Below are 18,715 nucleotides of genomic sequence, written 5' to 3'. Positions count from 1 at the left end.
CCTAACTTTTCTTCAATAAATGCAAAGAAATCTTCATCAGTATCTACGGTTCGCAAACCATCAATAACGCCTTTCATTCGGTGTTTTTCAAATACTTTCTTGCAAACAAGTCCGCCAATAACATAACGAAACTCTGTATGATGTTCTCCATTCGGAATATAACCGCGCAACTCTGCAAGTGAAATTTCAAAATCGGGATTCTCCAAAATATACGCTGTCCAAAGCGCTAAAATTTCTTTCTCTTTCGGATCGTTTGCATTCTCCACATTTGCATCAATAGCCACTGTAAATGTATTTTGATCTTGCGCAAAGCAATTCAAATTCAAATTCAACATCAAAAAAAGAAAAAGTAAAAGTCGTTTCATTGTCGGTTCTTTAGTTGTCTAAATTATGAAACGAATGCTTTCGGAATATATTTTAGAAATACGATTATTCATCAAACCTAAAACCAAATACCGAAAATGCCAAAAGCGTTAGTTATCTAAAAGCGAAGTAAGTCTAAATTTTTCACCACGAATTCACGAATATTTTTTTGTTTATTTTTTATTGGTACGAATCGTTTCGGTTTCAAAAAGCAATCTGATGATCTTATACAACCGTATTTCAAACCCACTAATGAAGAAGGTCTAAGAGATTCCTTCCTACGCAGGAACAAGTCTAAAAGCGAAGCGTTCTAACAGTGCGAAAGCACGATCTAACATCTAATAGCGAAGCGTTCTAATTCAATGTGGCAACTTATCTTTCAGTAAACCATACACAAAAGTTCCTAACAATGCAGAAAGAATCAAAACTCCAACAGCTAAAAATCCTGCGCCAAGTAATGTAAACATTGGTCCAGGACACGCGCCTGCTAATGCCCAGCCTAATCCGAAGAGAATTCCGCCTATTAAATAACGTGCAACGGTTTTCTGTTTTGGAGGAAATACAATGCGTTCACCATAAAATGATTTTATATGAAAACGTGTAATTATTTGTTTGGTAAGTACGCCAAAAACAAGTGCAGTTCCAATAATTCCGTACATGTGAAACGATTCAAACGTAAACATTTCATAAATGCGAAACCATGAAGCAGCTTCCGACTTAAACAGGGTAATTCCAAAAACAATTCCGATCAATAAGTATACAAGTGTTCTCATAATTTAAAAAAGTAAAGGAAAAATAACATGAATCATTAACAAACCACCAATAAAGAAACCAATAACTGCAATGAGTGACGGCAGTTGAAAATTACTCAATCCCGAAATGGCATGTCCAGACGTACAACCGCCAGCATAACGCGCTCCAAACCCGACTAAAAATCCGCCAAGAATAAGTAGTGAAACACTTTTAATATTTGTTAAAGCATCTAAAGAAAATAGGCTTTCCGGTAAATAGGCTTTTCCGGCGCTTTCAAATCCTAAAGCTTGTAAATCGCTTACTGTATTTGGGTTAATGGCTACGGCGTTTTCTACAGTTAAAAATTCATGCGCAATAAACCCGCCAATAATGGTACCTAACACAACAATTAAATTCCAACGTTGTGCTTTCCAATCAAATTGAAAAAACCTAGCTTTATTTCCTGCGCCACACATACTACAAATAGTGCGTAGATTTCCAGACATTCCAAAGTTTTTACCAACCATAATTAGTGAAAACATCACCAATGCGATCATAAAACCGGAAACATACCAAGGCCAAGGTTCATATATCCATTCCATTGCAAATCATTTTTAACAAAAAAAAGAAAATTGTAGTATGTACAAAGTAACTTTGGTTACAAAGTAATTAAAATATGGATCTATTTTTTTTATTTTAGACGAATGAAGCAAGAAATGGCGACTAAACTACTAGGAAATACAGATATTTACTTGATCGATCAAATTTTAAAAGGTCGCTATCAATACAATGAACTCATCTTAGATGCTGGTTGCGGAAGCGGACGAAATTTACACTATTTCCATGAAAATGAATTTACTTTTTATGCGATTGATTCCAACGTGGAACACATAAAAAACCTACAAGAAAAATATCCGAAACTAGCAGCAAATTTTAAAGTGGCAACACTAGAAGAAAATCCGTTTTTGGCAGCAACTTTTGATCATATTTTATGCAATGCTGTATTGCATTTTGCGAAAAGTGAAGCACATTTTAAAAACATGTTTTCCGAATTGGTGCGAGTATTGAAAAAAGGTGGAAGTTTATTTATACGAATGACTTCGGATATTGGCATGGAAAGAAGACCAACACTTTTACAAGATGGCGTGTATTTTTTACCGGATGAATCGGTACGTTTTTTGCTAACACGTACCTTGTTGAATGAAATGCTCACAAAGCATGAACTTACCTTGTTAGAACCTATAAAAAGCACCAACGTAAGCGATTTACGAAGTATGACAACTTTAGTGTTGATGAAGTGATTGAATGTAAATTTTGATGATGTATGCGAATTAGTATCTGTATTTTATTTGTATTTAGTTTGACCAAAATGTATAGTCAAAACAATTCGTCTACACCTGATTTTTATTGGCAACACGGCGTAAAGAAGTATTCAAAAGATATAAAGCCGAATGTGTTTTATTTGACGCTCATAAATGAATCGTTAAACGATAGTATTCAAAATAAACAAAGAGATCAAGAAATTTTAGACTTACTTAAAAATTACGAGTTAACCATTGAGCACAAAGGAATTTCGGATGATAAAATTGGCTATGTTTTTTACAGGAAACTAATTTTTCAAAATAAAGCAATGGATAGTTTGATGGTAAAAGATATCAGTGAAAAAATGTATTCGTATGATAAAATACAGTTTTTTGGACCGCAAATTTATGACATTGACACATATTATGGCGCTGGCTTACAAAGAACTCTGGACATTACATTTAAAGCCAAAACTACCAAAGAAGCGATTGAAAAAATTGTAAAAAAATACAAACTTGAGGTAATTGGTGAATTTCCTACGCATCAAACAATAGCAGTTCGGTGTACGAATGTATATGGTTTGGAAATTATAAATTTGACTACTAAAATTCAAGAAGAATCTTGTGTGGATAAAACACTAAATCACTTATACATTCAAAATACATTTTAATAGGATTTAAGTGTTAATTTAGTATTAGAATTTACAATACAAACTCACTTCCAAGCTTTGTAGCCACCTTTTAGATCGTATATTTTCTTAAAACCAATTCGGACTAATTTTTTGGCGGTACGTTGACTTCTGTTTCCAGAACGACAGTATAAATAAATTGGTTGTTTTCGATCAAAACTAGCAAAGTTTTCCGCAAAATTTGAACGATCAAAAAAGTCAATATTCTCAGCATTTTCAATGTGTCCTGCGTTGTATTCTAACTTTGTTCGTACGTCAACAAGTTGAATATTTTCTGCGGCAATTGCTTCTTTAAATGTAGTTACATCCAAAATTTTTATTTCGTCTGCAAGCTTTGTTTTTTCGCCAAAAAGTGAGTTCATAAAAGACATAATAGTAAGGTTTAGGGAATTATCTTATAACAAAAATAGGTTGTTGTTATTTTTTGTACAGTAACTTTGGTTACAGAGTTGGTTGTTTTTTAATATTTAATGCTTCACAAAAAACTCCATATAAAAAATAAAGATAGCCATGATAAAGATAAAATAGCCAAATCCTTTTTTGAGTTTTTTTCCATCGATGAAGTTCCCTAAGTAGCTTCCAATAAAGATTCCAACCAAGGAAATAGAAGTAAAAATAGCTAGAAACTGCCAGTCAATTTCCATCGTAATGGCATCACCTAAAAAGAAGCCTAACAAAGATTTAAACGCAATGATAATAAGTGAGGTTCCTACAGCAACTTTCATTTCTACATTGGCTAATAATACCAACGCAGGAATTATTAAGAAACCGCCGCCAGCGCCAATCATTCCTGTAATGGCACCAACAACCAAACCTTCTAAAAGAATTAATGGATAGTTATAAGAGACGTCTCCTGAGTTCGTTTTTTCTTTGCGTTCTTTCAACATAGAAATTGCCGCAGGAAACATAAGCATTGCAAATAAACCAAACATACCCATTCTGCGAGTAAACTCGAAATTTCCAATAGTAAACAGTGTGTCTGGCAAAGAAGGAATTACATAATAGCGAACTAAAGTGACACCAATAATTGAAGGAACACCGAAAACGATTGCGGTACGCCAGTCAACAAATCCTTTTAAGTGCTGTTTAAGTCCACCAACAAGTGCGCTTGTTCCAACAATAAAAAGGGAATATGCAGTTGCTATTTTTTCGTTTACTGTAAATAAATAAGCAAGTACTGGGACAGCTAAAATTGAGCCGCCACCGCCAATAAGACCAAGTGAAATTCCAATAATCAAGGCACTAGCGTAGCCAAGTATTTCCATAATTGTTCAAATATTTATCAGCGCAAAGTAAAGTGCTTGCAATGATTTCGAAGTAACAAAAGTTACATAATTAGGTTAAATTTATGATTTTTATATGATTTCTGTGCAATTCTATACGCCCCATTTGCTCTAATTTTTTTAAAAGTCTTGATATGACTACTCTTGAGCTATGTAAGTCGTATGCAATTTCTTGATGTGTGTTGTGAATTGTATCCGTTTTGTTGATTCGAATTTTCTCTTTTAGGTAGTTTAATAAACGCTGATCCATTTTTTCAAAGGCAACACTATCTAAAATATGTAATACTTCGTTGAGTCGTGTGTGATAACTTTGAAATACAAAATTGCGCCAAGTTTTATAGTTGGCAGTCCATTCTTCCATTTTTTGAACGGGCACCATAATGAGCGTAGTGTCTTTTTCGGCAACTGCTTTTATTTCACTTTTGGCTTGCCCCATGTAACAATTCATAGTCATTGAACAGGTTTCGCCACTTTCTAAATAGTAGAGTAGGAGTTCGTCACCTTCTTTATCTTCTCGCATTACTTTGATGACTCCAGAAATTAGCAAAGGCATACCACGTATATAATCGCCAATTGATATCATGGTAAAACCTGCAGGAACTTCTTTAAATATTCCTACTTGTGCAATTTCATTAAGTAATTCTTCTTCAAAAAGATGTTCGTAGTTGTCTTTAAGTTTTTGAATCATGAAGTATGATTTGGATTTGAATACAGTTTCACTAAAAGTAATAAAAGTATTTGAAATTCAAAATTAGTACTTTTTAAAACTTTGTGCTGTAACAATGGTTACAGATGATTTTGTGTGTGAATTTTACCAAAAAAAATATTGTTTCCTTTCCAACTTGATTGGAAAAGAAAAAAATAGAATCAACCGTGATGAATGTAAGTTTTACCTATAAAGCTTCAATTTGCTTCATAATCTCTTCTGCTTCCGCAGTTTTTTCATCGCTTAGTTTTCTGTTAGAAGTAGAGAGTTTGAATGCTTCTTCCGTAAGCTTTGTGTATTTCTCGTAGAGTTTGTCTTTTTCTGATTTTTTCTTGAATAATCCGAACATATTTTTTCTTTTTTATAGCATTGTAAAGATACGACTTAAAAACTATGTTTACTAATATTAGAAAAACAGAAAAGCCAAAACTTCAATTGAAACTTTGGCTTTTTTCTCACTGGTAAATTAAGCTGACTTTTTTAACGGTCGTCTTCTTTTTTCTTTTTTCGCAAATCAGTATTGTAAACCACACTAAATTGCAAGTATCCTTTTCCTGTGGTACGCAGTCTTTGGTACAACATTCCTGTTTGTAAATTCAGATTTTTATTTAGCTGATAACCAATACCGCCATACAAACGATTTCTGTCAAACAGTTCTTCTTGTCCGTTTACAAATATTTCATTGTATACGCCAAAGAAAAATGTACCTGGATCCATTTTAGGTTTGTTCACAGGAATGAATAGCATCAATCGGTAACGGAAACGTGTTTTAAAATCGTTTTCAACCCAACGTTGTTCAGCTCTGTAGCGATGTTCAAATTTTACGCGCCCTAAATAATTATTCGTAATTAATTGCTGCCAAATACGATGTTCTTCCGTTTCTGGACTGTCGCGCTCACTTTCGTATGCAAAACTTCCGATATAGGCATATCCAGCCGTAGCGAACGCATTTTTAGTAAAATGATAATTTAATCCTGTGCGGAGCAACCATTGTTCTGTATTGTTAGGAAATACCGTATGATTACGAAATTGAACTTCCGAGTGAATACTTAGTTTTTCACTAATTCGGTTCGATCCAAAATACATTAACCAGTTTCCTGTTTCGTCTTGACTCCAACTTAACAGCGGAATCATGCACAATAGTAAAACAATGATTTTTCTTTGTATGCTTATCTTCATATTAGTAAAATGTTACTTTACCATTACTGATATCGTACATTCCACCTACAATTTTTATTTCTTCATCGCGTTCCATATCTGCTAAAACAGGACTCTGCTTGCGAATGTTTTCGATAGTCATTTCTACATTTTTAGCGGCAACCGTGTTTACAAAACTAATATTTTTTGAGTTGCGTAAACTTTCGTCAGTTGGCTCTGTAACCGCTTCTACAGCAGGTTCTATTTTATTAATCAAAGCAGTTAAGTTTCCAAGTCTCGCATGGTCACAAGCGCCTTTTACAGCTCCACATGCAGTATGCCCTAAAACTACGATTACTTTTGTTCCTGCTAATTTGCAAGCAAACTCCATGCTTCCTAAAATGTCTTCATTAACGAAGTTTCCAGCAATACGAACACTAAAAATATCACCAATTCCTTGATCGAAAATCAATTCTGATGAAACGCGTGAATCGATACAACTTAAAACAGTTGCAAACGGATATTGCCCCGTACTAGTATCTGAAACTTGATCTAATAAGTCGCGAGAAATTTGTGTATTATTCACAAAACGTTGGTTTCCATCTTTTAATGCTTGTATCGATGACTCTGGAGTCATCACTGCTTGTGTTTCTTTTGTTTGTACTTTCATTATATGTAATTAATTTTGTTATTGTAATTGAATTTTTGATTTATCATTCACGATTAAAATCGGTACATTGATTTTTTGAATTGCTTCTTTTATATTCGATGTCAAACTACGAATGCGTCCAGAATTTTTCTTTGTATTTGGATTGATGCATAAGAGTCCAATATTATTTTTAGCAACGTATTTTGCAATAGTATTCATGGTATTGCTTCCGTTATCAAATTCGTATGTTACCACGTTTTCTCCTGTTTTGACAGTTTTGTTTGCAGTTTTTTCATCCGAATGTACATAAAAACGTTTGATAGGACTTTTAATATGTTTGCGTAAATCGTTTGCCATTTCTAACGGTAATTCGTCTGCAGTTGTATTGAGCATTCCTAAAGATAGTATTTCCGACGGACTGAACGCTTTTTCTTTTCCAGAAATTAAAACAGAACCTTCAAACGTATTCAAAATAAACTTAGTGAAACCATCGCCTAAAAAATTAACAAATTTTGACGTGCGCCTTCCTAACACAATAATATCTGGTTTTGTTGCTTCAATATGTTCCGTAGCTTCATCTTTTAGGTTTCCTAAAATACAACGTGTGCTAATGGTAACATTTGATTTCTTCGCAATTGCTCTGGCAATATTTTTTAATTGCGATTTTTTGTTCATTCGTTCTTCATCAATACTACGCATCGCCGAAAATTGATTTTCATATTCAGCAATGTCAGAAGGTTTCAACACATGAAAAACATCAATACTTCCACCGATAATCTTTGACAGGTTTACGGCGTTTTCTAATGCTATATTACAAGCTTTTGAAAGGTCAGTTAATACGAGTAATTTATATTTTGGCGTGTTCATAATTCATCTTTTTTTTGGTGAGAAATATGCTTAGGCACTTTTTGGTCTAAGCTGAAAGAACTCGATAAAACTAGGTGGGTTTTCCACAATACCACGTTCTGAAATTAACTTAATGTCAATGTTTCTATTGCGTGCTTTTTCAGAAAAATCTTCTAATATTTCGATAATATCACTGTCCAAGAAACGTGTTTGACGAACGTCTAACTCTAAGAATGTATCTCTTGGTAAACTGTCTAATTCTTTTAAGATCGTTCCTTTGTTAAAGAAAGTTACTTCCTCTGCCAAAGTCATCTTAATTTTATGTTTTCCATTACTTTTATCTTCAATGTGTAAAAAGTGAGAGTTTTGGAAACTTTTGTATAATATCACTATAATACCAACAGCAAGTCCAAGTCCAATTCCCCATAAAAGATCAATAAAAACAATTCCTAATACGGTTACTATAAACGGTACAAATTGTTTCCAACCTGCTTTATACATTTGCAAGAATAATTTTGGCTTTGCTAGTTTATATCCTACAATTAACAAAATAGCCGCTAATGCCGCTAACGGAATCATATTTAGTAGATTCGGAATTAAAACCACAGAAATTAATAATAAGAAACCGTGAACAATTGCAGACATTTTTGTGCGTCCACCAGATTGTATGTTTGCAGAACTTCTTACAATTACTTGTGTAATAGGTAAGCCACCAATTAAACCTGAAATCATGTTTCCTGTTCCTTGAGCTAACAATTCTCTATTCGTTGGCGTTACACGTTTTAACGGATCTAATTTATCGGTTGCTTCAACACACAACAGTGTTTCTAAACTCGCTACTAAAGCAATCGTAAAGCCTGTAACCCATACATTATAATCTGTAATGGCAGCAAAGTTGGGAAAGGTAAATTGACCTAAAAACGATTCAAAATTATCTGGTACAGGAACGTCTACCATGTGATCCGTAGAAGTAATACCAAATGTATCATTTCCTTGCGTTAAGGAAAAATAAACAATACCAAATACGACAACGACTAATGGACCTTGAATCAATTGGAATATTTTTCCTTTGTTAGCTAAAATCGTATTCCAAAAAATTAAAATTAGCAATCCGATGACTCCTACAATGGTAGCGCCAATACTAATATGATTGATAGTATTTAGAATTTCTGAAAATGTGTTTTCTCCATCTACTTGGAAAAAGGCGAAGTCTCCTTGTGGATCTTCATCATATCCAAAAAAGTGTGGAATTTCTTTAAGAATAATAATAATTCCAATTCCAGTAAGCATTCCTTTAATGACAGAAGATGGAAAGAAGTATCCGATAATTCCGAGTTTTAAAAATCCAAAAAGAATTTGAATGAAACCCGCAATTACAACGGCAACAAGAAAATTTTCAAAACTTCCAAGTGAGGTAATGGCAACCACTACAATAGCAGCTAAACCTGCGGCAGGACCACTAACTCCAATGTGTGAGCCACTCATTGCGCCTACAATAATTCCACCGATAATTCCAGCAATTATACCAGAAAATGCAGATGCTCCACTGACACTGGCAATACCAAGACAGAGTGGAAGGGCAACGAAAAAGACAATAATACTAGCGGGGAAATCCGCCTTTAAATTTTTGAAAGGATTAGAACTATTCATGATAGTAAGTAAATGTTTTGTGAATTGAAAAAGGACGTTGATAACGTTTTTCCTAATTCGTAGTTAGCTTAATTTTTTTAATGTGAGAATATGAATTTTCGCCTCTTTTAGTTTGTGAGAATGAGGAGATGATTCAAAAATGTACCTGTGCGATACATAGAAGTAATTTATACCATTTCTGGAGGTGGAATCAATATTTCTAAAGTATGCAAATGATTTGATTTTTGTACATAAAAGTGAGAATCGTACAATGATAAATCAGTATTTGCAACCATAAAATGCATTGAATCGGGTGTTACTTTTTCGTTTTCTTCAGATGAATCTTCGATTTCTTCTTCGGTATCATCTTCAAAATCGTAATCTACAAATTCGTACGTTGCATCAGCAAACATGGAATATGTTTGTATAATAGGTTGCGATATTAACGCACACAGCACAAGCAAAAAAGGAAGTTGCTTTAACAATTTTAATATGTGCTGATGTTTATTTAACATGGTTAATTAATCGCTTTAAAAACTAAATCGTTATAAAATTTAACTATCGTATCTTCTCCTTCTTGAACGTTTGTTAATGATGGCAAATGTTCTGAGAAATAACGTTGTTGATGTGCGCCTTCTATCACTGTAGAAACCAACATTTGTGGACATTCGTAATCAGGATTAATCTCTACAACCATATTACTCACACGTTTTACAACACGCTTATATACCTTATAATATCCTTTTTCGTTTTCCGAATCAATATCTTTTGTATGATATGCTTTTGAAGATTCTGCAATAATAATTCTATTCAGAATAACCTCATTGATATACGAAAACGAATTATCGACATCTACTTTACGTGTCAAAATTTCCACGGCCGCAGTCAATTTTTCTTCCTTGGATGGAACGTTGGTCGTGGCAAAAACGAGTTTGTACTCAATCCAACTCCAATACCAACAAATCAAATACACTAAAAGCATGTGTTTGCTTTCAAAATAGCGATAAATAGAACTCTCATTAGAGCCAATAGACTGTCCAAGCTTTTTAAATGTAAAGGCTTCAAAACCCAATTCATCAATCATTTCAATGCTACGCGACACAATTTTTTTTCCCAAATCAGAAGACTCAGGATTTTTAGTATACAGCTCTTCGCTGATGATAATATGTATTTGTAAACGATCCATACTAATAATTACAAATATAATAGTAATACTATCAAAAAATAAAGGTTTAACTATTTTTTTTGAAAATAATTGAATTTTTTGCTGAAAGTCTACAAAATTCATTGGAAATATTTGAAAATCAAATCAATGAAAAACTAGGAAAACCGTTGTTTCTTGGGAAATATGTGTATTTTTGCTCTCTTAAAATACAAGTAAAATTGTGTTTGTGAGAAAAACTCAAAAAACACAGAATTTACTTAGAGATGCATACTACATATGACACATAAAGCAGGATTTGTTAACATTATCGGAAATCCAAACGTAGGGAAATCGACTTTGATGAATGCGTTTGTTGGTGAAAAACTTTCTATAATTACTTCGAAAGCGCAAACCACTCGTCACAGAATTTTAGGAATTGTAAATGGTGATGACTTTCAGATGATTTTATCAGATACGCCAGGAATTATAAAACCTGCGTACGAATTACAATCGTCTATGATGGGCTTTGTAAAATCGGCTTTTGAAGATGCAGATGTGTTAATATATATGGTGGAAATTGGCGAAAAGAGTTTAAAAGATGAAGCTTTTTTTCAAAAAATCATCAATAGTGAAATTCCTGTGATTTTATTGCTTAATAAAATTGACAAATCGTCACAAGAACAGTTAGAAGAACAAATGGAATTGTGGAAAGAAAAAGTGCCAACGGCAGAAATTTACCCAATATCTGCGTTGGAAAACTTCAATGTACCACAAGTATTCAATAGAATTATTGAATTGCTTCCGATGTCGCCAGCATTCTATCCAAAAGATCAATTAACGGACAAACCAGAACGTTTTTTTGTGAATGAAACCATTCGCGAGAAAATCCTAATGAACTACAAAAAGGAAATTCCGTATGCGGTTGAAGTTGAAACAGAAGAATTTTTTGAAGAAGAAGAAATCATTCGCATTCGTTCCGTAATCATGGTAGAACGCGAAACGCAAAAAGGAATCATAATTGGGCACAAAGGAAACGCGTTAAAAACAGTTGGAATTCAATCACGAAAAGACTTAGAAAAGTTTTTTGGAAAGCAAATTCACATCGAACTCTATGTAAAAGTCAACAAAAACTGGCGTAGCAATGCAAAACAGTTAAAACGTTTTGGGTATAATAATAAGTAGGTTTGTTAGTAGTAAAGCTCTATAATAATCATGAAATCTGGCAGTAGAAAAGAATCAATATTTTTTATACTCATTGGTAGTACGATGTCAATTTTGATGTTTTATGGCTACTTTTCTAATGACTCCGATACAGATGTTATTGAAAAAAAAGGTGTTTTCAGTTCGTACAATTTTTTTAAAACTACTAGTCGAAAATCTCATAAAGAATATCTTTCAATAGTGGTCGATAATAGTAAGTATAATATTCCTTCGTATGTTCATGCTTCGTTTGATCTGAAAAATTTTAAAAAAGAAGTGAGCAGCGGTGATTCGGTAACGTATTATATCGATGAAGAAGAAAAATTACTTCAAATAAAAAAAGGACAAAAATCTTATTTTGATGAAGATATGAGAAGTGATTTAGAAAATAACAATAGCTTTGTCGCTTTAATATTAGGTATTGTATTTTCAATTTTTACCATTATGTTTATAGTGAAGTATTTTAGAGGATAAAAGCGTATTTGGTGTCTAAAAAAGTTTTTTTCAGATGCTTCCGAAATTTCAAATTTAAAGCGCGGCCGTAATACAATTTCTTCTCCTGAACTCATAACAGGAACATTTAAGCTTCCAAAATAAAACATTCCATCAAGACAAAATCTGATAAATATCATATCAAAACAATAACCAATAAAATAATTTATGAAAAATTTAAAGTATTGAATATCAATGTTTCAAGCTAATGCGCTATTTTTAGCAAAGTTTAAATGGCGCTATGAAAATACTTTTTATCGTTCTACTTACAAGTAGTTTCTTCGGTTACTCACAACAAAAGGAAACGCTTCCAAAAGATAGCTTGTCTCTGTTAGACGGTCTTATGTTGAAATACAATTCTATTGGAAAACTTTCAGATTCAGTAAGTACATTTTTTGATAAGAAGACAATTCCAGTCCAACGATTTAAAATAAACAGCAGTATAAGAGCGCAAACATCTTGCACAATAACAGGCGGAACATTTGCTAATGTAACCGCTAATTATCTCTTAGAAATAGCAATTGATGATGCTGGTAGTTTCCGAAAAAAGTTTGTAAATTCCATCTATAACTATTGGGTTGAAAAAGATGAAGAATACCTGGAAAGGTATAAAAAATCTGGTGATAAAATGCACCTTTATTATGCAAATGGCGATTATGTATTCTATAAAAAACCTTCCAGTAATAACATAGATAACTACTATCTTTTCTATTTTAAAAACAGAATTATGAAAGTTTCTTTTTTAGGATTTGATGGAAAAAGTGGCTTTGGCGGACTTTCCTCTTTTCTAGAAGAATTAGTCCAATTTCGATTTGAAAAAAATCAAATCAATCCCAAATATGAGATGAAATTTGATCCAAAAATGTTTATGGAACTCTACAAGAAAAACGCCTTTTCAACGGAAACTATTAAAAAGAACTAACCTAAATTTGCTTTAAAACGCAATTACTCAAAAAACTTACTTCAATTTACTTTTTACGCAACAACAGAAAATGTACCTTTGCAGGCACAAAAAGAACGAAATGAGTAATATAGTAGCCATCGTAGGACGTCCAAATGTTGGAAAATCGACTTTATTTAATCGAATGATTCAACGTAGAGAAGCCATTGTTGATTCAACTAGTGGTGTCACCAGAGATAGACATTACGGAAAATCAGATTGGAATGGAAAAGAATTTTCACTAATCGATACAGGTGGATATGTAGTAGGAAGCGATGATATCTTTGAAAAAGAGATTGACAAGCAAGTAGAATTGGCAATTGATGAAGCAGATGCGATTCTTTTTGTGGTAGATGTAGAATCTGGCGTAACAGGAATGGACGAAGAAGTAGCAAATTTACTTCGTAGAGTGAACAAACCTGTGCTATTAGTAGTAAATAAAGTAGATGCTGCCAATCGTTTGCACGATGCTACCGAATTCTATTCTTTAGGTTTAGGTGAATACTATCCAATTGCAAGTATCAACGGAAGTGGAACAGGCGATATGCTAGATGCTTTAATTGAAGCATTGCCAGACGTAGAAGAAGTAGTAGAAGAAAATTTACCGCGCTTTGCCGTTGTCGGAAGACCAAATGCAGGAAAATCATCGTTGATAAATGCCTTAATAGGAGAAGATCGTTACATTGTAACCGATATTGCAGGAACTACGCGTGATTCAATTGACACAAAATACAACCGTTTCGGATTTGAATTTAACTTGGTTGATACTGCCGGAATCCGAAGAAAAGCCAAAGTAAAAGAAGACTTAGAATTTTACTCAGTAATGCGTTCTATTCGTGCTATTGAACATAGTGATGTATGTTTATTAGTTGTCGATGCTACAAGAGGATTTGACTCGCAAGTGCAAAACATCTTCTGGTTAGCTGAAAAAAATCACAAAGGAATTGTAATCTTAGTGAACAAATGGGATTTGGTAGAAAAAGATACATCTACCGTAAAAGAATTTGAAAAGCACATTCGTCAACAAATAGAACCGTTTACAGATGTGCCAATCGTATTCATTTCTGTATTAACGAAACAACGTATTTTCAAAGCTATAGAAACCGCAGTTCAAGTATACAAAAACCGTTCAAACAGAGTGGCAACAAGTAAATTGAACGATACAATGTTATCAATCATTGAACGTACGCCACCGCCAGCACACAAAGGAAAATACGTAAAAATCAAATTCTGTACGCAATTGCCAACAGCATATCCGCAATTTGCATTCTTTGCAAACTTACCGCAATATGTACGCGATCCGTACAAGCGATTTATAGAAAACCAACTTCGCCAACAGTTCGATTTTAACGGAGTTCCGGTGCAAGTATATTTCAGAAAAAAATAACATGTCGCCAAAAGGAATTCTAATCACGTTTGCAATTGTCAGTCTTGTATTGATTGGAATCATGTTTTTAGCAGTTGATGGGAGAAATAATTCTATTTTGGATGACTTTACTACGCTAGAAGAAAAATTTCAGGAAGCAGAAAAATCTGCAGTAGAAAAAAACGACTCACTTGAAAGGGAACTAAAAATAATTGAAAATTCAAATTTTAATACAGTAAAACAATTCAATCTAAAAGCAGACGAATTAGTAGCATACATTGAATCCATAAAAAAAGAATTTATTTCTGGTCAAGTTTCAGAGCAAAACTTTGAAAAACTAGAAGGAAGTAAAAATGAGATATTATTTGATACCATAACAAATGAATATTCTAAAAAAGGAAAGCAATTTCTTGCTAAAATAGAAGCGTATGAAAATGCGATTGCTAAGGTGTATCTCGAATTTCCAAAAATCAATACAAAATCATTTAAGCTGCGCGATATAAGAAACGGTAAAGATTGGTTAAGTTATAACTTTAAAGATTTTCCTATGATTGCTTCCTACACAAAATTAGTTGCAATGGAAAGTGACATACTAAATAAAAAAGAAGCCATCTTTACTAAAGTATTACATGAAAAATAATACTTTACAATCACTTTTCACTAACATTCAAATAAAACACAAAGTTCAGCATTTGTTTAAAGGTAGTGGAATGATTTCTATCTATCAAAATCAGTAAACTATACAAATAACAAAGTTTACAAGCATTTGCCAAAGCACTCTTAAAAAAGATTTCACCTTGAGAAGTACTTTTTTTTATTCTACATTCTAAAAAAATATTATTGCAACAATGTTGCTTTAATGTTTTTCTTTTAAATTTGCAGTCAAAATAGATATAAAACAATACAACACAACGATGCAAATTTCAAAAAAATTACCAGTTACGGTTTTAAGTGGATTCTTAGGAGCAGGGAAAACAACACTTTTAAACCATATTTTACACAACAAGCAAGGACTAAAAGTAGCGGTAATTGTTAACGACATGAGTGAAGTAAATGTAGATGCCGAATTGGTTAAAAATGAAAACATACTTTCTCGTACGGAAGAAAAATTAGTAGAAATGAGCAACGGTTGTATTTGCTGTACATTACGAGAAGATTTAATGGTAGAAGTAGAACGACTCGCCAAAGAAGATCGTTTTGATTATTTACTCATAGAAAGTACAGGTATCAGTGAACCAATTCCTGTTGCACAAACTTTTTCTTTTGTAGATGAAAATAATGGAATTGATTTATCGCGATTTAGTTATGTTGATACAATGGTTACCGTAGTAGATGCATTTAACTTTTTCAAGGATTTTGGGAGTCCTGAAAAATTAATAGATCGTGATTTGACAGATATTGAAGGCGATTACAGAACCATTGTTAACCTATTAACAGATCAAATTGAGTTTGCAAATGTCATCGTTTTAAATAAAACAGATTTGGTGTTAGAAGGTCATTTGGGCGTGTTAAAAGCAGCAATTCACAAATTAAATCCGTCTGCAAATATCATTGAATCTAGTTTTAGTAAAATTGAGCCGAAAGCAATTCTCAATACAGGACTTTTTAATTTTGAAGAAGCAGAACAAAGTGCTGGTTGGATTGAAGAATTAAATAAAGAAGAACACACACCAGAAACAGAAGAATATGGGATTTCTTCATTTGTATATAGATCCAAGAAACCGCTTGATCCTAATCGTTTCCTAAAATATATTCAAGAAAAATTTCCACAAAATATCATTCGTAGCAAAGGATTGTTTTGGCTAGCGTCAAGACCTGGACAAGCACTCGTTTGGGGACAAGCTGGCGGTTCCTTGAAAACAGACAATGCAGGCGTTTGGTGGAGTAGTATGCCTTTTAATGAACGTATTCAATACGGCTCTTTTGTCGATAATCAACAACAAATAGAATCCGATTGGGATATGAAATTTGGCGATCGAAAAAACGAAATTGTATTCATTGGGCAAGATATGGACGAAAAACAAATTAAAGCCGATCTTAATGCGTGTTTAATAACTGATGCAAAATTGGAAAATGAACAATGGAAAAACGGATATGCAGATACTTGGCCCATACAAAGAGCGTATGCATTAGATTAGGTTCTATATTTTATTTTAAAACGGTTTAATAAATTTGAATCTACACATATTTTTCAAATTAACCTTAATCAGGGATTTGAAGCCAAATTCCTGCTTATTTTAAGATTTGAAAGGATTGTTTTAAGATTATTTTAATAATAAATGAATAAATTTTCAGTTTGTTTGTTATTGAAAACCGATATCAATCAAAAACAAAATGAATACACCAATTAGAATGCTGCTGCTAATTTTAGTCAGCTTTTTCTCTATGCAACTTTCAGCGCAAGAATTTGAAATTAAAGGAAAAATTGTCGACAAAACAGACAAAACTCCATTAGAATCTGCCACAGTCTATTTGCAAACCATCAAAGATTCTACACTAATCACCTATACAATTAGTGATAAAAATGGAAAATTTGAATTGGCAGGACGTACAAAACAAAAAGAAGCAAATTTATTTATAACTTTTACGGGTTTTAAAGTCTATCAGAAAAAAATCACCTTAGACAAATCAGTCATCACACTTCCAGAAATTGAAATGGAATTGGCAACGGACGAATTGGACGCCGTACAGCTTGTCGCAATAAAAGCGCCAATAACGGTCAAAAAAGATACCTTAGAGTTTAATGCCGATTCGTTCAAAGCACGTCCAGATGCTACGGTAGAAGACTTAATCAAAAAATTACCTGGTGTTGAGGTAGATAGTGATGGAAAAATAAAAGTGAACGGTAAAGAAGTCAATAAAATATTAGTAAACGGAAAACCGTTCTTTGGGAACGATCCAAACATTGCCACAAAAAACTTAACCAAAGAAATTGTAGATAAAATTCAAGTAACGGCAACAAAATCAGATTCAGAAGCATTCACAGGAAAAAAAGGAACAGGTGAAGAGCAAACGATCAATATAGAGCTCAAGGAAGATCAAAATAAAGGATTCTTTGGGCGAGCCACAGTCAGTGGAGGAACGGACGAGCGCTATGCAATGAGCGGAATTGGAAACTATTTTAACGACAAACAACGAATCAGTGTGCTTGCCAGTCAAAACAATATCAACAGTAAAGGATTTAGTTTTGATGAAATTTATGACATGATGGGAAGCGCTGGTGGCGGCGTTTCTTGGAGCGATAATGGTTCGTTTAGCATTGGCGGCCAAAGTTTTGGCGGCGGACAAGGAATTACAACATCTACCAATGCAGGTGCCAGTTTTGTGGATGAATATGAAGACAAAACGGAAGTGGTAGCCGATTACTTTTTCTCGCGTGCCGATTCTGAAAATGAAAGCAAAGTAGAACGCGAAAATATCTTGCCAGATGGTAGTTTCTTTACAAACTCTACAAGTACTTTTTTTAGTAAAAACGACAATCATAGAGTCAATGCAAACTTGCAATTTCAAATTGATTCCACATTCAAAATCATTGTAAGGCCAAATTTCCAATTCTCGGAAGGAGAAAATTTTTCCTCTCGTAGTGAAGAATCGTTAGACGATGATGACACGGTAATTAACCGAGGAGAATCGGAAAACAGCACCGATTCGGAACGTCGTAACTTTAACAGTAACATATATCTTGTTAAGAAATTTGGAAAAAAAGGAGCATTTTTAAGTGTTGGTGCTACTGGAAACTTTATCAGTAATACTTCCGAAAACTTCTTAAATACGACCAACGAAATATTTGGCACAACACCTTCTATAGAAAGTAGAGATCAATTGACTGATGCAGAATCGAAAGAAAATACCATTTCCGCAGATATTGAATATCGAATTCCGCTAAAAGAAAAGCTATTTATAGATCTTGGATATCGTTTTTCTAACAGACGTGAGCGAAGTGATAGACAAGTTTTTGACTTTGACAATGCAACGAATGCTTACGATGATTTCAATCAAACCTTAAGTTCTGACTTAAAAGTAAATTTTCAAACACATTCACCAACAGTTGGAGTGAGTTATCAAAACGAAAAGCTGTACTTTGGTATTACTACAGGTTTGTTACTTTCTGAATTAAAAAACGAAGAATTCATTCAAAATACATCTGTTGAATCTAAATTTTCTGACCTTACGGTAAACAGTTACATGAGTTATCGCATCAAACAAGGAATGAGTTTGTATTTTAACTACAATACAAG

The 18,715-nt window shown here is 33.3% G+C and carries 22 protein-coding genes; 9 read left to right on the top strand and 13 right to left on the bottom strand.

Annotated elements, in window-relative coordinates:
- The 3 genes from AB8B65_RS13665 to AB8B65_RS13655 form a co-directional block, all read right to left on the bottom strand.
- Positions 1–365 (bottom strand): hypothetical protein (locus AB8B65_RS13665; RefSeq protein ID WP_405301672.1); only part of this gene is annotated, 365 nt, incomplete at its 3' end.
- A gap of 357 nt (positions 366–722) precedes the next feature.
- Positions 723–1,136, bottom strand: coding sequence for a DUF6691 family protein (locus AB8B65_RS13660; protein WP_405301671.1), 414 nt, complete (start codon positions 1,134–1,136; stop codon positions 723–725).
- 3 nt (positions 1,137–1,139) lie between these two features.
- A complete protein-coding gene (locus AB8B65_RS13655) occupies positions 1,140–1,697 on the bottom strand; it encodes a YeeE/YedE family protein (protein WP_405301669.1) in 558 nt (185 codons plus the stop codon).
- A 102-nt stretch (positions 1,698–1,799) separates the two neighbouring features.
- Between AB8B65_RS13655 and AB8B65_RS13650 the strand changes: the two genes are divergently transcribed.
- Positions 1,800–2,396, top strand: coding sequence for a class I SAM-dependent methyltransferase (locus AB8B65_RS13650; protein WP_405301668.1), 597 nt, complete (start codon positions 1,800–1,802; stop codon positions 2,394–2,396).
- A gap of 23 nt (positions 2,397–2,419) precedes the next feature.
- Entirely contained in the window at positions 2,420–3,067 is a 648-nt protein-coding gene (locus AB8B65_RS13645) for a hypothetical protein (protein ID WP_405301666.1), read from the top strand.
- 44 nt (positions 3,068–3,111) lie between these two features.
- Here the strand turns inward: AB8B65_RS13645 and AB8B65_RS13640 are convergent, their stop codons facing one another.
- The 10 genes from AB8B65_RS13640 to AB8B65_RS13595 all read right to left on the bottom strand — a co-directional run bounded on the left by AB8B65_RS13640 (position 3,112) and on the right by AB8B65_RS13595 (position 10,623).
- A complete protein-coding gene (locus AB8B65_RS13640) occupies positions 3,112–3,456 on the bottom strand; it encodes a rhodanese-like domain-containing protein (RefSeq protein WP_405301665.1) in 345 nt (114 codons plus the stop codon).
- 96 nt (positions 3,457–3,552) lie between these two features.
- Positions 3,553–4,350, bottom strand: a complete 798-nt coding sequence (locus AB8B65_RS13635) for a sulfite exporter TauE/SafE family protein (RefSeq protein ID WP_405301664.1) — start codon at positions 4,348–4,350, stop codon at positions 3,553–3,555.
- Positions 4,351–4,420: 70 nt separating this feature from the next.
- Entirely contained in the window at positions 4,421–5,056 is a 636-nt protein-coding gene (locus AB8B65_RS13630) for a Crp/Fnr family transcriptional regulator (RefSeq protein ID WP_405301663.1), read from the bottom strand.
- Between the two features lie 205 nt (positions 5,057–5,261).
- Positions 5,262–5,423, bottom strand: a complete 162-nt coding sequence (locus tag AB8B65_RS13625; protein WP_405301661.1) for a Lacal_2735 family protein — start codon at positions 5,421–5,423, stop codon at positions 5,262–5,264.
- 131 nt (positions 5,424–5,554) lie between these two features.
- Positions 5,555–6,253, bottom strand: coding sequence for a DUF2490 domain-containing protein (locus tag AB8B65_RS13620; protein ID WP_405301660.1), 699 nt, complete (start codon positions 6,251–6,253; stop codon positions 5,555–5,557).
- Between the two features lies 1 nt (position 6,254).
- The gene (locus tag AB8B65_RS13615; protein WP_405301659.1) at positions 6,255–6,881 is read right to left on the bottom strand and encodes a carbonic anhydrase family protein; all 627 of its coding nucleotides are present in this window, start codon (positions 6,879–6,881) and stop codon (positions 6,255–6,257) included.
- An 18-nt stretch (positions 6,882–6,899) separates the two neighbouring features.
- Positions 6,900–7,727 carry a universal stress protein gene (locus tag AB8B65_RS13610; protein WP_405301658.1) on the bottom strand — a complete coding sequence of 276 codons (828 nt, stop codon included), beginning with the start codon at positions 7,725–7,727 and terminating at the stop codon, positions 6,900–6,902.
- A 30-nt stretch (positions 7,728–7,757) separates the two neighbouring features.
- Positions 7,758–9,356, bottom strand: coding sequence for a SulP family inorganic anion transporter (locus AB8B65_RS13605; protein ID WP_405301657.1), 1,599 nt, complete (start codon positions 9,354–9,356; stop codon positions 7,758–7,760).
- Between the two features lie 167 nt (positions 9,357–9,523).
- Positions 9,524–9,748 (bottom strand): hypothetical protein, encoded by a 225-nt coding sequence (locus AB8B65_RS13600; RefSeq protein WP_405301656.1) that lies wholly within the window; start codon positions 9,746–9,748, stop codon positions 9,524–9,526.
- A 104-nt stretch (positions 9,749–9,852) separates the two neighbouring features.
- Positions 9,853–10,623, bottom strand: a complete 771-nt coding sequence (locus AB8B65_RS13595) for a TetR/AcrR family transcriptional regulator (RefSeq protein ID WP_405301655.1) — start codon at positions 10,621–10,623, stop codon at positions 9,853–9,855.
- 153 nt (positions 10,624–10,776) lie between these two features.
- Here AB8B65_RS13595 and era point away from each other — a divergent pair, with 153 nt between their 5' ends.
- The 7 genes from era to AB8B65_RS13560 all read left to right on the top strand — a co-directional run.
- Positions 10,777–11,661, top strand: a complete 885-nt coding sequence (gene era / locus AB8B65_RS13590) for a GTPase Era (RefSeq protein WP_405301654.1) — start codon at positions 10,777–10,779, stop codon at positions 11,659–11,661.
- Between the two features lie 30 nt (positions 11,662–11,691).
- Positions 11,692–12,153, top strand: coding sequence for a hypothetical protein (locus tag AB8B65_RS13585; RefSeq protein ID WP_405301653.1), 462 nt, complete (start codon positions 11,692–11,694; stop codon positions 12,151–12,153).
- Positions 12,154–12,412: 259 nt separating this feature from the next.
- The gene (locus tag AB8B65_RS13580) at positions 12,413–13,093 is read left to right on the top strand and encodes a hypothetical protein (protein ID WP_405301652.1); all 681 of its coding nucleotides are present in this window, start codon (positions 12,413–12,415) and stop codon (positions 13,091–13,093) included.
- A gap of 100 nt (positions 13,094–13,193) precedes the next feature.
- Positions 13,194–14,498, top strand: a complete 1,305-nt coding sequence (gene der, locus AB8B65_RS13575; protein ID WP_405301651.1) for a ribosome biogenesis GTPase Der — start codon at positions 13,194–13,196, stop codon at positions 14,496–14,498.
- A 1-nt stretch (position 14,499) separates the two neighbouring features.
- Positions 14,500–15,117: a hypothetical protein gene (locus AB8B65_RS13570; protein WP_405301650.1), complete on the top strand. Its 618-nt coding sequence runs from the start codon at positions 14,500–14,502 to the stop codon at positions 15,115–15,117.
- Positions 15,118–15,391: 274 nt separating this feature from the next.
- Complete coding sequence (locus AB8B65_RS13565) at positions 15,392–16,615, top strand: GTP-binding protein (RefSeq protein ID WP_405301648.1); 1,224 nt, start codon at positions 15,392–15,394, stop codon at positions 16,613–16,615.
- A gap of 196 nt (positions 16,616–16,811) precedes the next feature.
- A partial coding sequence (locus AB8B65_RS13560; protein ID WP_405301647.1) for a carboxypeptidase-like regulatory domain-containing protein occupies positions 16,812–18,715 on the top strand: 1,904 nt, incomplete at its 3' end.

The sequence above is a fragment of the Kordia sp. genome (assembly GCF_045105435.1).
GTDB lineage: Bacteria > Bacteroidota > Bacteroidia > Flavobacteriales > Flavobacteriaceae > Kordia.
Note: the sequence above shows the minus strand (reverse complement) of the source record. Positions and strands in the feature narration are given on the sequence as shown.

What these genes read in the sequence shown, in the direction of transcription:
- AB8B65_RS13605 (WP_405301657.1), bottom strand. Translation starts at nt 9,356, where the DNA reads ATGAATAGTTCTAATCCTTTCAAAAATTTAAAGGCGGATTTCCCCGCT.
- AB8B65_RS13630 (WP_405301663.1), bottom strand. Translation starts at nt 5,056, where the DNA reads ATGATTCAAAAACTTAAAGACAACTACGAACATCTTTTTGAAGAAGAA.
- AB8B65_RS13660 (WP_405301671.1), bottom strand. Translation starts at nt 1,136, where the DNA reads ATGAGAACACTTGTATACTTATTGATCGGAATTGTTTTTGGAATTACC.
- AB8B65_RS13635 (WP_405301664.1), bottom strand. Translation starts at nt 4,350, where the DNA reads ATGGAAATACTTGGCTACGCTAGTGCCTTGATTATTGGAATTTCACTT.
- AB8B65_RS13645 (WP_405301666.1), top strand. Translation starts at nt 2,420, where the DNA reads ATGCGAATTAGTATCTGTATTTTATTTGTATTTAGTTTGACCAAAATG.
- AB8B65_RS13600 (WP_405301656.1), bottom strand. Translation starts at nt 9,748, where the DNA reads ATGTTTGCTGATGCAACGTACGAATTTGTAGATTACGATTTTGAAGAT.
- der (WP_405301651.1), top strand. Translation starts at nt 13,194, where the DNA reads ATGAGTAATATAGTAGCCATCGTAGGACGTCCAAATGTTGGAAAATCG.
- AB8B65_RS13615 (WP_405301659.1), bottom strand. Translation starts at nt 6,881, where the DNA reads ATGAAAGTACAAACAAAAGAAACACAAGCAGTGATGACTCCAGAGTCA.
- AB8B65_RS13620 (WP_405301660.1), bottom strand. Translation starts at nt 6,253, where the DNA reads ATGAAGATAAGCATACAAAGAAAAATCATTGTTTTACTATTGTGCATG.
- AB8B65_RS13655 (WP_405301669.1), bottom strand. Translation starts at nt 1,697, where the DNA reads ATGGAATGGATATATGAACCTTGGCCTTGGTATGTTTCCGGTTTTATG.
- AB8B65_RS13580 (WP_405301652.1), top strand. Translation starts at nt 12,413, where the DNA reads ATGAAAATACTTTTTATCGTTCTACTTACAAGTAGTTTCTTCGGTTAC.
- AB8B65_RS13595 (WP_405301655.1), bottom strand. Translation starts at nt 10,623, where the DNA reads ATGAATTTTGTAGACTTTCAGCAAAAAATTCAATTATTTTCAAAAAAA.
- AB8B65_RS13610 (WP_405301658.1), bottom strand. Translation starts at nt 7,727, where the DNA reads ATGAACACGCCAAAATATAAATTACTCGTATTAACTGACCTTTCAAAA.
- AB8B65_RS13570 (WP_405301650.1), top strand. Translation starts at nt 14,500, where the DNA reads ATGTCGCCAAAAGGAATTCTAATCACGTTTGCAATTGTCAGTCTTGTA.
- AB8B65_RS13625 (WP_405301661.1), bottom strand. Translation starts at nt 5,423, where the DNA reads ATGTTCGGATTATTCAAGAAAAAATCAGAAAAAGACAAACTCTACGAG.
- era (WP_405301654.1), top strand. Translation starts at nt 10,777, where the DNA reads ATGACACATAAAGCAGGATTTGTTAACATTATCGGAAATCCAAACGTA.
- AB8B65_RS13650 (WP_405301668.1), top strand. Translation starts at nt 1,800, where the DNA reads ATGAAGCAAGAAATGGCGACTAAACTACTAGGAAATACAGATATTTAC.
- AB8B65_RS13565 (WP_405301648.1), top strand. Translation starts at nt 15,392, where the DNA reads ATGCAAATTTCAAAAAAATTACCAGTTACGGTTTTAAGTGGATTCTTA.
- AB8B65_RS13640 (WP_405301665.1), bottom strand. Translation starts at nt 3,456, where the DNA reads ATGTCTTTTATGAACTCACTTTTTGGCGAAAAAACAAAGCTTGCAGAC.
- AB8B65_RS13585 (WP_405301653.1), top strand. Translation starts at nt 11,692, where the DNA reads ATGAAATCTGGCAGTAGAAAAGAATCAATATTTTTTATACTCATTGGT.